Origin of the sequence: Streptomyces sp. NPDC048417, assembly GCF_040651615.1 — a bacterium.
GTDB lineage: Bacteria > Actinomycetota > Actinomycetes > Streptomycetales > Streptomycetaceae > Streptomyces.
The window spans coordinates 150,751-163,752 of the sequence record NZ_JBEZKI010000014.1 but is presented as its reverse complement, the minus strand read 5'-3'; the positions used below and the strand labels follow the sequence as shown (position 1 = coordinate 163,752).

General features: G+C 69.9%; 11 protein-coding genes. 4 read left to right on the top strand and 7 right to left on the bottom strand.

Annotation, left to right across the window (positions count from 1 at the left end):
- Window position 1: 1 nt before the first annotated feature.
- Entirely contained in the window at window positions 2-1,531 is a 1,530-nt protein-coding gene (locus tag AB0D59_RS23010; RefSeq protein ID WP_362568257.1) for an aldehyde dehydrogenase (NADP(+)), read from the bottom strand.
- A gap of 145 nt (window positions 1,532-1,676) precedes the next feature.
- Between AB0D59_RS23010 and AB0D59_RS23005 the strand changes: the two genes are divergently transcribed.
- Both AB0D59_RS23005 and AB0D59_RS23000 read left to right on the top strand, forming a co-directional pair.
- Window positions 1,677-2,450, top strand: a complete 774-nt coding sequence (locus AB0D59_RS23005; protein ID WP_351694752.1) for an IclR family transcriptional regulator — start codon at window positions 1,677-1,679, stop codon at window positions 2,448-2,450.
- 93 nt (window positions 2,451-2,543) lie between these two features.
- The gene (locus AB0D59_RS23000; protein ID WP_362568253.1) at window positions 2,544-4,001 is read left to right on the top strand and encodes a penicillin-binding transpeptidase domain-containing protein; all 1,458 of its coding nucleotides are present in this window, start codon (window positions 2,544-2,546) and stop codon (window positions 3,999-4,001) included.
- 112 nt (window positions 4,002-4,113) lie between these two features.
- Here AB0D59_RS23000 and AB0D59_RS22995 read toward each other — a convergent pair whose 3' ends face one another.
- A complete protein-coding gene (locus tag AB0D59_RS22995; RefSeq protein WP_362568250.1) occupies window positions 4,114-5,565 on the bottom strand; it encodes an NCS2 family permease in 1,452 nt (483 codons plus the stop codon).
- 278 nt (window positions 5,566-5,843) lie between these two features.
- On the opposite strand from AB0D59_RS22995, the gene AB0D59_RS22990 reads away from it, so the two are divergent.
- Both AB0D59_RS22990 and AB0D59_RS22985 read left to right on the top strand, forming a co-directional pair.
- Window positions 5,844-6,416, top strand: coding sequence for a SigE family RNA polymerase sigma factor (locus AB0D59_RS22990; protein ID WP_362568248.1), 573 nt, complete (start codon window positions 5,844-5,846; stop codon window positions 6,414-6,416).
- The gene (locus AB0D59_RS22985) at window positions 6,413-7,264 is read left to right on the top strand and encodes a hypothetical protein (protein WP_362568245.1); all 852 of its coding nucleotides are present in this window, start codon (window positions 6,413-6,415) and stop codon (window positions 7,262-7,264) included. Before AB0D59_RS22990 ends, AB0D59_RS22985 begins: the two co-directional genes overlap by 4 nt.
- A gap of 94 nt (window positions 7,265-7,358) precedes the next feature.
- Here the strand turns inward: AB0D59_RS22985 and AB0D59_RS22980 are convergent, their stop codons facing one another.
- The 5 genes from AB0D59_RS22980 to AB0D59_RS22960 form a co-directional block, all read right to left on the bottom strand.
- Window positions 7,359-8,513, bottom strand: coding sequence for a right-handed parallel beta-helix repeat-containing protein (locus AB0D59_RS22980; protein WP_362568242.1), 1,155 nt, complete (start codon window positions 8,511-8,513; stop codon window positions 7,359-7,361).
- 204 nt (window positions 8,514-8,717) lie between these two features.
- Complete coding sequence (locus AB0D59_RS22975; protein ID WP_362568239.1) at window positions 8,718-9,515, bottom strand: HAD family acid phosphatase; 798 nt, start codon at window positions 9,513-9,515, stop codon at window positions 8,718-8,720.
- A gap of 118 nt (window positions 9,516-9,633) precedes the next feature.
- On the bottom strand, window positions 9,634-10,746 hold the full coding sequence (locus AB0D59_RS22970; RefSeq protein ID WP_362568236.1) for a chondroitinase-B domain-containing protein: 1,113 nt from the start codon (window positions 10,744-10,746) through the stop codon (window positions 9,634-9,636).
- Window positions 10,747-10,768: 22 nt separating this feature from the next.
- On the bottom strand, window positions 10,769-11,791 hold the full coding sequence (locus AB0D59_RS22965) for a pectinesterase family protein (protein ID WP_362568542.1): 1,023 nt from the start codon (window positions 11,789-11,791) through the stop codon (window positions 10,769-10,771).
- A 4-nt stretch (window positions 11,792-11,795) separates the two neighbouring features.
- Complete coding sequence (locus AB0D59_RS22960) at window positions 11,796-12,923, bottom strand: pectinesterase family protein (RefSeq protein WP_362568233.1); 1,128 nt, start codon at window positions 12,921-12,923, stop codon at window positions 11,796-11,798.
- Between the last annotated feature and the right edge of the window lie 79 nt (window positions 12,924-13,002).

The following is a 13,002-nucleotide window of genomic DNA, read 5'->3' as shown; positions in this document are numbered from 1 at the left end:
GCTACCGCTCCAGCACCCCGTCGAACCGCCGAGGAAGCCCCAGCGGATTCTCGTCCCGCAACTCCTCCGGCAGCAGAGCCGACGGCACCCCCTGATACGCCACCGGCCGCAGCCACCGCTCGATGGCCGTACCGCCCACCGAAGTGGACGTCGACGTGGTGGCCGGGTAGGGCCCACCGTGATGCTGGGCCGGAGCCACCGCGACCCCCGTCGGCCACCCGTTCACGAGCACCCGACCGGCCAGCGGCGTCAGCTCCGCGAGGATCTCCGCCCCGAGCCCCTCCCCCGCGGCCTCCTCGGCGGAGACGTGCACCGTCGCCGTGAGATTCCCCGGCAGCCGCGACAGCACCGCCGTGGCCTCACCCCGGTCCGCGTACCGAACCACCACGGTCACCGGCCCGAAGCACTCCTCCAGGAGCAGGTCGTACGCCCCCTCCTCGGCCAGCCGGCTCGCCGGCACCGTGAGGAACCCCGCGCTGACGGTGTGCTCGCCGCCCGCCCCCGGCGTCACCGGGCTCTCCACGTCGGGGAGTTCGGCGCGCTCGGCGACCCCGGCGACGAAGTTGTCCCGCATCCGGTGGTCGAGCAGCACCCCCGCGTCGGTGTCACTGACCGCGTCCGTGAGGGACTTGAGCAGGCCGTCACCGGCGGCGTCGGCCGGTACCAGCACCAGGCCCGGCTTCACACAGAACTGGCCGACGCCCAGCGTCATCGACCCGGCGAGCCCGGTGCCGATCTCCCCGCCGCGCTCGGCGGCCGCGGCCTCCGTGACGAGGACGGGGTTGAGGGAGCCCAGCTCGCCGTGGAAGGGGATCGGGACCGGACGCGCGGCGGCCGCGTCGAAGAGCGCACGGCCACCCCGTACCGAACCGGTGAAGCCGGCCGCGGCGATCAGCGGGTGCCTGATCAGCTCGATGCCGGCCTCGAAGCCGTGCACGAGACCGACCACCTCGGCGGGGATGCCGTGCTGGGCGGCGGCCCGGCGCAGCACCTTGGCGACCAGCTCGGACAGGCCCGGATGGTCGGGGTGGGCCTTGACGACGACCGGGTTGCCCGCGGCCAGCGCGCTCGCGGTGTCGCCGCCGGCGACCGAGAAGGCGAAGGGGAAGTTGGACGCGGAGTAGACGGCGACGACGCCCAGCGGGACCTTGTAGCGGCGCAGGTCGGGGACGGGCGGGGTGGCGGTGGCGTCGGGGTGGTTGATGATGACGTCCAGGAAGGCGCCCTCGTCGACGATGTCGGCGAACGCGCGCAGCTGGTAGGTGGTGCGGGCGAGTTCGCCGGTGAGCCGGACCGGGCCGAGCGCGGTCTCGGCGTCGGCGGCCTCCACGAGGTGGTCCTTGGCCGCGTCGAGTCCGGCCGCGGCGGACCGCAGGAAGGCCGCGCGGACCGTGCGGTCGGCGAGGGAGCCGCGTGCGGCGTGCGCCGCGGTGACGGCGGCGTCCACCTCCTCGGCTGTGGCCTCCACCGCAACCTGTTCACGCTGCTTCCCGGTGCGCGGGTCGACACTCCAGACTGGTGCTGCTGTCACCGCGGGTCCCTCCATGAGTTGCGTTCTGCCGCAGAGCCGGGTCACTCACCAGGGATGTTCGATATACTGAACGCTGTCTCTGATGATGAATACGATGTCGGAGACTATATCCTCGGTTTCTCGTCCAACGAAGGGGTCAAGGGCGATGTCGGCAGGCGAGACAGGCGGCGGGGCACAGGTCAAGTCCGCGGTACGGACCGTGGAGTTGCTCGAGTACTTCGCCGGCCGGCCCGGTATGCACTCCCTCGCGGCGGTCCAGGAGGCCGTCGGATATCCCAAGTCCAGCCTCTACATGCTGCTGCGCACCCTGGTGGAGCTGGGCTGGGTGGAGACGGACGCGACCGGGACCCGGTACGGCATCGGGGTCCGGGCCCTGCTGGTCGGCACCTCGTACATCGACGGCGACGAGGTGGTCGCGGCGGCCCGTCCGACCCTGGACCGGCTCTCCGACGACACCACGGAGACCATCCACCTGGCGCGCCTCGACGGCACGAACGTGGTCTACCTGGCCACCCGCCAGTCCCAGCACTATCTGCGCCCCTTCACCCGGGTCGGCCGCCGGCTCCCCGCGCACTCGACCTCCCTCGGCAAGGCGCTGCTCGCCACCCACACCGACGAGCAGGTCCGCAAGCTGCTCCCGGAGACCCTCCCGGCGCTCACCGAGCACACCCTCACGGACCGCGAGAAGCTCATCGAGGAGCTCCACCAGATCCGCGAGCAGGGCTTCGCGATCGACCGCGAGGAGAACACGCTCGGGCTGCGCTGCTTCGGGGTGGCGATCCCCTACCGCACCCCGGCCCGCGACGCGATCAGCTGCTCGGTCCCGGTGGCCCGCCTCACCCCCGCCCACGAACAGATGATCAAGGACGCCCTGTTCGACGCCCGGGACCGCCTGACGCTGGCGACGCGACGGCTCTAGCGACGGCTCCAGCGCGGCGCCGCATGAACGGACGATGAGAAATCCGCTCGCGGGGGAACGGACGACCCGTCTTCGCTCGTCTGTCTGAGCGGGATGAACAAGACGATCAGGCGGGCCTCCGTCTTCGCGCTGCTGCTCGTGCTCGCTCTGCTGGTCAGGGCGACATGGGTGCAGTTCTACGACGGCCAGGCCCTCGCGGACGACACGGACAACCGGCGCAATGCGATCGAGACGTACTCGCGGCCGCTCGGGAACATCATCGTGGCCGGTGACTCGATCACCGGCTCGGCACAGACCCTGAGCAGCAGCGATCTCAAGTACAAGCGCACGTACAAGGACGGCAGGCTGTACGCGGCCGTCACGGGCTACGCCTCGCAGGCCTATGCCCCGACCCAGCTGGAGGGCATCTACCAGGACCTGCTGAACGGCACCGACACACGGCTGAAGACGGTCATGGACACGGTCACCGACCAGCGCGCCGACCCGGGCAACGTGATCACGACGATCGACCCGGCCGTCCAGAAGGCGGGGTACCAAACGCTCGGCGACAAGAAGGGCGGGGCGGTCGCGATCGACCCGAAGACCGGCAAGATCCTCGCGGTCGTGTCCACCCCGTCGTACGACCCCTCCTCGCTCACCGACGCCAACACGGCCGGCGCGGCCTGGAAGAAGCTGAACGCCGACGCGGACAAGCCGCTCACCAACCGGGCGCTGCGCCAGCCGCTGCCGCCGGGTTCGACGTTCAAGCTGGTGGTCGCGGCGGCGGCGCTGGAGGACGGCCTCTACGCGAACGTCGACGACAAGACCGACAGCCCGAACCCGTACACCCTGCCGGGCACGACGACCCCGCTGACGAACGAGAGCACCACGGCCCCCTGCGAGGACGCCTCGATCCGCACGGCCCTGCGCTACTCCTGCAACAACGTCTTCGGCAAGATGGCCGTCGACCTCGGCCAGGACAAGGTGCGGGCGATGGCCGAGAAGTTCGGCTTCAACGACGCCCAGCAGGACATCCCGGTGCGGGCCTACCCGAGCGTCTACCCGTCGGACATGGACAAGGCCCATACCGGCCTCTCCGGCATCGGCCAGTTCGACGTCACGGCGACCCCGCTCCAGATGGCCATGGTGTCGGCCGCCATAGCCAACGGCGGCAAGCTGGTCTCGCCGCACATGGTCTCGCAGATCACCGACAGCGGTGGCGACGTACTGAAGAACTACGACGACGACAGCGGCACCGAGCAGGTCGTCAGCTCCGGTACGGCCGAGCAGTTGCAGTCCGCGATGCAGACGGTCGTCGAGCAGGGCACGGGTACGAACGCGCAGATCGACGGCGTGACGGTGGGCGGCAAGACGGGCACCGCCCAGCACGGCGAGAACAACTCCAAGACGCCGTACGCCTGGTTCACGTCGTACGGCAAGTCCGACAGCACGGGCAAGGAGGTCGCGGTGGCGGTCCTGGTCGAGCAGTCGGACGCGGCACGATCGGAGGTCAGCGGCAACGGCCTGGCGGCGCCGGTGGCGAAGGCGATGATGCAGGCGGCTCTGAAGTGAACGCCCCGAGCCGAAGCACCTCGTAAGGGGCGCGGGGCGGTAGTCGATTTGCGGCCACCGCCCCGTGGGCGCGACCAGCCACGAATCACCCGCGGCCGGTCGCGCAGCTTTCCTACTTCACGCCCAGCACCTGCTCCACCGGATCGATCGCGAAGTACACCAGGAACAGCGCCGACACCACCCACAGCAGCCAGCTGACCTCCTTGGCCTTCCCCAGCACCGCCTTGATCACCACGTACGCCAGGAACCCGGCCCCGATCCCGTCGGTGATCGAGTAAGTGAACGGCATCGCGGCGATCGTCAGGAACGCCGGGATGGCGATCTCGTACTTGTCCCAGTCGATGTGCTTGACGTGGGTCATCATCAGGAAGCCCACGGCGATCAGCGCGGGCGCCGCCGCCTGGAGCGGCACGATCGTCAGCAGCGGCGTCAGGAAGAGCGCGAGTCCGAACAGTCCGCCGGTGATCAGGTTGGCGAAGCCGGTGCGTGCCCCCTCGCCCACCCCCGCCGCCGACTCGATGTACGCCGTGTTGGAGGAGGCCGAGCCCACACCGCCGGCCACCGCTGCCGCGCCGTCGATGAACAGCACCCGTCCGATGCCGGGCACCTGCCCCTTCTCGTCCAGCAGCCCGGCCTCCGCGCTGATGCCCACGATCGTGCCCATGGCGTCGAAGAAGTCGGACAGGATCAGGGTGAAGACCAGCAGGACGGCGGTGAGGACACCGGCCTCGGCGAAGCCGCCGAACAGGCTGAAGTGGCCGACGAGTCCGAAGTCGGGGGCGTCGACGATCTTGTCGGGCACCTTCGGCGTGGTCAGGCCCCAGCTCTTGATGTCGGCGACCGAGTCGATGACGATCGCCACGACGGTCATGGTGACGATGCTGATCAGGATCGCGCCCTTCACCTTGCGCGCGACCAACGCGATGGTCAGGAGCACGCCAAGACAGAAGACCAGTACGGGCCAGCCGGTGAGCCGGCCGACCGCACCCAGCTGCACCGGCACGGTGGTGTTCGCGGCGTCCGGGATCCGGCTGACGAACCCGGCGTCGACGAAGCCGATGAAGGCGATGAACAGACCGATGCCGACCCCGATCGCCTGCTTCATCGCCTGCGGGATCGCGTTCATGATCGCTTCGCGCAGGCCGGTCACCACCAGCACACAGATCAGGATGCCTTCGAGGACGACCAGCCCCATCGCGTCGGACCAGCTCATCAGCGGCGCCAACTGGAAGGCCACGACGGCGTTGAGGCCGAGCCCGGCCGCGATCGCCAGCGGCAGGTTGCCGCCGACGCCCATGATGACCGTCATCACACAGGCCACCAGCGCGGTGGCGGTGACCAGTTGGCCGGTGTCGAGGGTGTGGCCGAACTTGTCCTTGGCGCTGCCGAGGATGATGGGGTTCAGGACAAGGATGTAGGCCATGGTGAAGAACGTGGCGAAGCCGCCGCGTATCTCCCGGCCGAAGGTGGACCCCCGTTCGGAGATCCTGAAGAACCGGTCGACGGTGTTGCCGGCAGGTGGCGCGGCGCCCTGCCGCTCGTCCACCTTCTGCGACTCGGACATGGTCGTACTCCTCGTTGCCTGAGCGATCGTGTGCGGATGCTGGCTGGATTGTTCCCGCGTTGAACCGGTTTCAGGTTTTCTCCGTGTTACGGAATCAGGCCTGATGGACTCCGCTCGACCGGATCGCCACCTAACCCCCGTTCGGCGCACACAAAAAGATCACTGCTACGCTCCGGATCTCGCCGGAACGTTACTCCGGACGTTCGTATGTCGATTCACCTGTCATTGCCATGACAGAGACGCGCAGGACGCGGACTCCCTGACAGAAGAGGTCACCCGTGGGCACAGTCGTCGACGACGCCGCCTCCGTGGAGTTCCATGCCTTCTTCGAGCGCCACTACGCCGAACTCTCCCGCCTCGCCCACATGTTGACCGGCGAGGCCGACGCCGCCGACGACCTGGCCGCCGACGCGCTGCTGGCGCTCTGGCACCGCTGGGACCGGGTGCGCGCGGCCGACCACCCGGTGGCCTACGCCCGGGGTGTCGTCGCCAACCTGGCCCGCACCCGCATCCGCAGCGCCGTGCGCGAGCGGCGCCGTATCGCACTGTTCTGGTCGCACCGCGAGGAGAAGACCGAGAACCCGGACATCGCCGGCGTGGTCGACGTCCAGGGGGCGCTGCGCCGCCTGCCGTTCCGCAAACGGGCGTGTGTGGTGCTCCGGCACGCGTTCGACCTGTCGGAGAAGGACACCGCGCTCGCCCTCGGGATCTCGGTGGGTACCGTTAAGAGCCAGACCTCCAAGGGCATGGCCGAGCTGCAGAGACTGCTCGGCGACTCCCAGGGTGTGCCGCAGCGGGTGCACGCGGCGATGGCGCCGCGCGCCGGTGAGAGCGGAGGAAGGAACCGATGAGGCAGCAGGACGTGCACGACGAGCTGCGCGCCCGGCTGCACGAGGCGGCCGAGGAGCACGAACCCGACCGCGCCCGCGTCCTGGCCCGCATCGAGCGGGGCATGGTCACGCAGGCCCGCCCCGGCCATCGCGCCACCCTGCCGCCCGTGTTCGGCTGGGTCCGGGTGGTCAGCGCCACGGCGGCGGTCGCCGCGGTCCTCGGTGTCGGCGGCTACGCGGTCGCCTCGGCCGTGCAGGACACGCCCACCGAGAAGACGGTCGCGGTGTCGCCGACGCCCTCCGCGTCCCCGGGCCCCACCTCCCGGCCGCCGTCCCGCCCGGTGGTCCCGCCGTCCCCCAGCACACCCCCGAAATCCTCCTCCCCGACGGTGAGTTCGACGCCCTCCGCGACCGCGAAGGCCTCCGCCACCCCGACGGCTCCGGTCGCCGAGGGCGAGCAGGACGGTCCGCTGTGGTCGGACGGCTCGGTGGACCCGCACAGCAACGACTTCTGGGCGCAGTCCGACGTCACCCTGAAGGCGTCCGAGCAACTGACCGCACTCACCGTGCGGTTGAAGGTGGCCCAGACCGGCGGGGTGTCCTCGGCCGGAGCCTGGCGCTCGCTGCCGGAGACCGACTTCACGCAGACGGTCACCGAGCAGGACGGTTTCCTGGTCTACACCTGGACGCTGAAGCCGGACCGCAAGGTCGCGGTCGGCGAGTGGGTGTTCGCGGGCCAGTACAACCACGAGCGCGGCGGCCGCAACGCCAAGAAGGACAGCTACACGATCACCGGCGGCGCGGGCGGCAAGCAGTACGCGGTGACAGGCGACTTCGCTACGCACACCAGCGGCGAGGGCGACTCCTGAAGGCGCCCCAAAGGGGCGCGGGGCCGTACCGATATGCGGCTCCGCCGCGTGGGCGCGACCAGCCACGACGGCCGCGCAGCCCGCGACGCGCCCGTCAGTTCATGGTGGATCCGATGGTCGTCGACCCGGTGGTCAGGAACACCGTCACCGGCAACGCCCCACTCGTCTGCCGCGCCCCGTACGCACTGGTCGCGTCCGTCGACTTGAAGGCGGGCGTGCTCACCCCGCCGTCCCAGCTGTTCGCGGCGGACACCGCCCTGGACCCCAGCTTGTCCGCCCCGCCCGCGTTGCCCACCGCGAGGTTCCGGGCCAGCCGCGCCTTGCCGGTCTCGAAGAAGAACCCGGCCTGGGCATTGGCGTAGGCCGTGTTGCGGTTCAGCACGATCGCGCCGGTGTTGGAGTTCTCGGTGAACCCGTTGAGCGTGTTGTCCCAGGCCGCGTCGTCGTTCACGACGTGTGCGACGGCGACGCCCCCGCCGCCCAGCTTGAACCCGTTGCCGTTGCCCTCGAAGGCGGAGTCGTTCCAGCGGTTCTTGCCGTTGCCGAAGGCCCAGCTGTGCTCGATGGTGACCGGGGAGGAGAACTGCCAGAGGTCCAGCCCGTCGTCCGAGTTGTTGTAGAGGCGGGCGCCGGTCACCTTGTTGCCCGTGCCCGAGCCGAACTTGATGGCGATCCCGTCGGCGTTCTGGCCATGCCCGGCCGCGTCGTAGTTGCCGTAACTGTCCAGGTTCTGGACGAGGTTGTTCACGGTGCCGTCGCCGCGCAGGGTGAACCCGGAGTCGCCGTTGTCCGCGGTGACCAGGTTCTTGAAGACGCCGCCCGTGGACGAGGTGACGACGAAGCCCTGGGCCGGGGAGTTCTGGAAGGTGAGGTCCTGGAGGGTCCAGTAGCTGCCGTAGATCCCGGTGAGCCAGGAGCCGGCGGGCAGCTTGGAGCCGTCGATCTTCACCTTCTCGCCGCTGTAGGCCTTGAGCGTGATGCGGTTCGCACCGGTGCCGCTGGCCGTCGACTTGAGGGTGGCGGTCGGGTAGTAGGTGCCCGCGCGGACCTGGATGACGGTGCCGGCGGTGGCGTTCGCGACCGCCGACTCCAGCTGTGCGGTGGTGGCGACGGTGACCGTGCTGGTGGCGGCCTGGGCACCGCCGTTCGACAGGCCGAGGTAGACGCCGCCCGCGCCCGCCGCGACGGCCGCCGCCGCGGCGATCGAGAGGGTACGGGTCCTGCGGTGGCGTCCGGTGCTGATGCGCACGGGCCGTTCCTTTCCTTGACGTCGCCGATGACGACGTGCCGACGTGCCGACGTGCCGACGTGCCGACGTGCCGACGTGCCGACGTGCCGACGTGCCGACGAGGGGAGCGAAACGGGCCGGAGGGGCCGCCCCGGCCCGTTTCTGTCTCCCAGTCGCCACCGCGGCCGGAAAGGGTTGCCGCGTGCGTCGACCGAGGCCTGCGGCCTACGACACGAAGTACGTCGGGTTCGGCAGCTTGTACGTGCGGTCCGCGTGGCCGCCGTCCAGGTCCGAGTACTGGTCGCCGAAGTTGGCGATGATGTCGTACCCCAGGTCCTTCTCGATGTGCTGGCGGGTGCCGGACTTGTACTGCACGGTGGTGCAGGTCCAGCTGCCCGCGGTGGCGCAACCGCTGAGGTACGACGGCGGGTTGGCCGCGTCCTTCAGGAACATGTGCCCGGCGTCGAGGTTCACGTCGGCGCCGATCTTCTTCAGGTTCTCGACGGCGGCGGTGCGCTGCGCCTCGCTGAGACCGGAGTTGTAGAAGACCTCCACCCCCTTCTGCTTCGCGTACTGCACCAGCTCGGCGCTGCCGAAGACGCCCGGACGGTCGGCCTTGTTGACGTAGGCCGCCCAACTGGCGGAGTTGTACGTGTAGCTGTAGCGCTTCTCGTAGTCGAGGCTGAGCAGCAGCGTGTCGTCGATGTCGAAGACGACCGCGGGCTTCTCGCCCTTGCGGTGGGCCTTGCGCGCGGCCCGGTCGATGTACCGCTCGGCGTCCTCGTCGAGACGCGCCAGGTCCTTGGCGTACGGGCTGGTCGGCGACGCCTGGTAGACGCCGTCCGCGTCGGCCGTGGTGCCGTAGTAGGTGTCGATGTCCTTCACCAGGAGCCCGATGTTGTAGGGCTCGTGCGTGGAGTTCGCGGTCGACTGGCCGGCGGTGGCGGCACCGGCGCCGTAGAGGGCACCGGCGGCGACCGTGCAGGCAGCGGTGATCGCCGCGATGCGGAGTGACTTATGCATGACAGGAGTTCTACGCGCGTCACCGAGGTGGGCGCGAGACCCGTTGCCTGATCGATATCTCATCCACAGGCAAAAACCGGGTCAAGCGCCCTGGAGGGATTGGTTCCGGATGTCCGGGTCAGTCCATGGTGGCCCCGATGGTGGTGCTGCCGGTCGTCAGGAAGGTGGTCGTGGGCAGTGTGCCGCTGGAGCTGCGGGCGTTGTACGTGCTGCTCGCGTCCGTCGACCTGAAGGCGGGGGTGCTGATCCCGCTGTCCCAGTTGTTGCCGGCCGAGACGACCGAGGAGCCCTTGCTGACCAGACCGCTCCCGTTGCTCACGGCGAGGTTCTTGCCGAGCCGGGCGGCGCTGGTGGCGAAGTAGTAGCCCCAGTTGCCGTTGGCGTAGGCGGTGGTGCGGTTGATGACGATCGCGCCGGTGTTGGAGTTCTCGGTGAACCCGTTGCCCGCGTTGCCCCAGGCCGCCGAGTTGTTGACGACGTGCGCGACCACCTCGCCGTCGCCGCCCAGCTTGTAGCCGTTGCCGTCACCGGCGAACGCGGAGTCGCTCCAGCGGTTGTATCCGTTGCCGAAGGACCAGGTGTGCTCGATGGTGACCGGCGAGGAGAAGGACCAGAAGTCGATCCCGTCGTCGGAGTTGTTGTACGTCCGCGCCGCCGTGATCAGGTTCCCGGTCCCCGAGCCGAACTTGACGGCGATCCCGTCGGCGTTCTCCCCGTGGGTGGCGGCGTCGTAGTTGCCGTAGGAGTCGATGTTCTTGACGGTGTTGTTCACGGTCCCGTCCCCGGTGAGCGTGAAGCCGGAGTCGCCGCCGTTGATGGTCTTGATGTTGTTCCAGTTGGTCCCGGTGCAGGACTGGCAGACGACCGCGCTGTCCGGGGAGTTCTGGAAGGTGATGTTGGAGACGTTCCAGTAGTCGGCGGTCAGCTTGAAGATCCAGGAGCCGGAGGGCAGCGAGGATCCGTCGATCTTCACGGTCTCCGCACCGTACGCGGTGAGGGTGACCGGCGACGACGAGGTGCCGTTGGCGGTGGACTGGAGGGTGGCGGTCGGGTAGTAGGTGCCGCCGCGGACCTGGATGACCGTGCCGGCGGTGGCGTTCTTGATGGCGTTGGTCAGGTCGGTGGAGTTGCTGACCACGACGGTGGCCGCGTGCGCCGGGGTGGCGAGCACGGCGAGTCCGAGTGATGCCGTGGTCACGGCGAGCGCGGTGAAGGAGCTGATACGACGCATGACGTGCGGGTCCTTTCGTCGATCAGAGCTGGTGGACGGGTTTCCAGTCGCCGAGGTAGGTGGCGGGGGTGTGCGACGCGGCCTCGGCGGCGCTGAGCTGGGGCCGGTTGCCGGGGACGGTGATCACCGCGCCCGGCCCGTGGTTCCGGTACTCGTGGAACCGCATGGACTGCCAGGGATAGGCGTCCCGCATGTTCGTGTAGGGCGCGACGGGATCGATGCCCGGGCCGATGAGACTGTCCCGCACGACCAGCGAGGGCCAGGCGGTGGTCTCGTACGTCGGTACCCAGGGCCGCGCCAGCTTGTACGCCCCGTCCTCCGCGCCGGAGGAGAACCGGCAGCGGACGGCGAGGAACCCGTGCGGATTGGCACGGGCGGTCGAGGGGGCGAACACCATGCCCTTGGGGGTGAAGTCCACATCCCTTCGCAGGGTGCGGAAGTGACAGTTCTCGTACACCGCGGCCGCCCGTCCGAAGACGAAATCGACATCACCCTCGACATGGCAGCGGTGGAAGAACTGCCGGTCGAAGGAGCCGAGTTCGGTCGTGTCGGCGAACAGGGTGTCCTGGTGGGCGAGGAGCCGCACGTTCTCGAAGTGCGTACGGTCCCCGGTGAGATACGCGGCGACGGCCTGGGTCCCGGTGATCTCCGGGTGGTCGGCGCGCAGCCAGTCGTTGGCGAGGGTGAGATCCCGTACGACGAGTCCGGCCGCCGCGGAGCTGAAGGTCGCGGAGCCGGCCGTGCCGTAGGTCCCCGAACCGTCGGTCTTCTGCGTCCCGTTGGCGTTGTCGAAGACGATGACGGCGGCCCGGGGATCGCGACTCGCGCCCCGCAGGGTCAACCGCGCCTTGTCCGCGGGCACGTTGACGACTTCGCGGTACGTCCCCGGGTGCACGACGATCGTCCAGCCCGGCCCGGACACCGCGTCCACGGCCGCCTGGACGGAGTCCCCGGGGCGGACGTGCAGGACACCGCGGTCGTGGTCCGGGGCGAAGGCCGACGCGGCTCCCACGGCGACGGCGGACAGCAGCGTGCGTCTCGACAGCACGTCAGCGCTCCTTCCACGGGGCCCAGTCGCCGAGATAGGCCTCCCGGGTCGCGGACTCGGCCTGTTCGGCGGTGAGCTGGGGCCGGTTGGCGGCGACCGTGATCTCGGCGCCGGGGCCGAGGTTGCGGTACTCGGCGAAGCGCTGGCTCTGCCAGGGGAAGTCGTCCGACATGTCGGTGTAGGGCGCGACCGCGTCGATGCCGGGGCCGAGCCGGCTGTCCCGGACGACGAGCGAGGGCCGGGCGGTGGTGTCGGAGCTGGGCACCCAGGGGCGGGCCAGCTTGTAGGAGGCGCGCGGGGCTTCGCTGGTGACACGACTCCTGGTCACCAGATAGCCACGTGGGTTGAGGACCGCCGTCGAGGGCGCGAAGACGAACCCGTACGGGGCGGCCGCGAGGTCGGTCCGGTTCAGGGTGCGGAAGTGGCACCCCTCGTACACCGCGGTCGCCCGCCCGAAGACGAAGTCGACGTCGCCCTCGGCGTAGCAGTGGGCGAAGTACTGGCGGGCGAAGACGCCGAGGGCCGTCGAGTCGGCGTACAGGGTGTCCTGATGCCCGAGGAAGCGGCAGTGGTGGAAGGCGCTGCGATCACCTTGCACCTTGAGGGCGACGGCCTGGGTGCCGGTGATGTCCGGGTGGTCGGCGCGCAGCCAGTCGTTGGCGAAGGTGATCCAGCGGGCGGTGAAGCCGTCGGCCTGCACGGTGGCGGTGGCGGAGCCGGTGGTGCCGTAGGTCCCGCCGCCGGGCTTGGTGGTGCCGGCCGCGTTGTCGTGGACGATGACGACGTCACGCGGGTCCTCGCCGGCGCCGATCCAGGTGGCCTCGGTGCGGGTGGTGTCGAGGGCGACGGTCTCCCGGTAGACGCCCGGGGCGAGGACGAGGGTCCAGCCGCTGCCGGCGGCGGCGGTGACGGCGGCCTGGACGGTGGTGAAGTCGCCGCGGCCGTGCGGGTCGACGTACAGGGTCTCCGGGGTGCGGCGGTGCTCGGGGGACCCGTACCGCCCGAACGGACGGCGACCGACGGCGGCCCGTGCGGGGCCGGCGGCGAGGCCGAGCGCGGCGCCCGTCCCGGCGCTCGCGATCAGGAAACCCCGTCTGGACAGGGGAGGTCGAGGATGGGGCGAGGGCATGCGGATGCTCCTTCGCGGTGCGGCTCGGGTGAAGTACGCGGTGCGGCTCGGGTGAAGTACGCGGTGCGGCTCGGGTGAA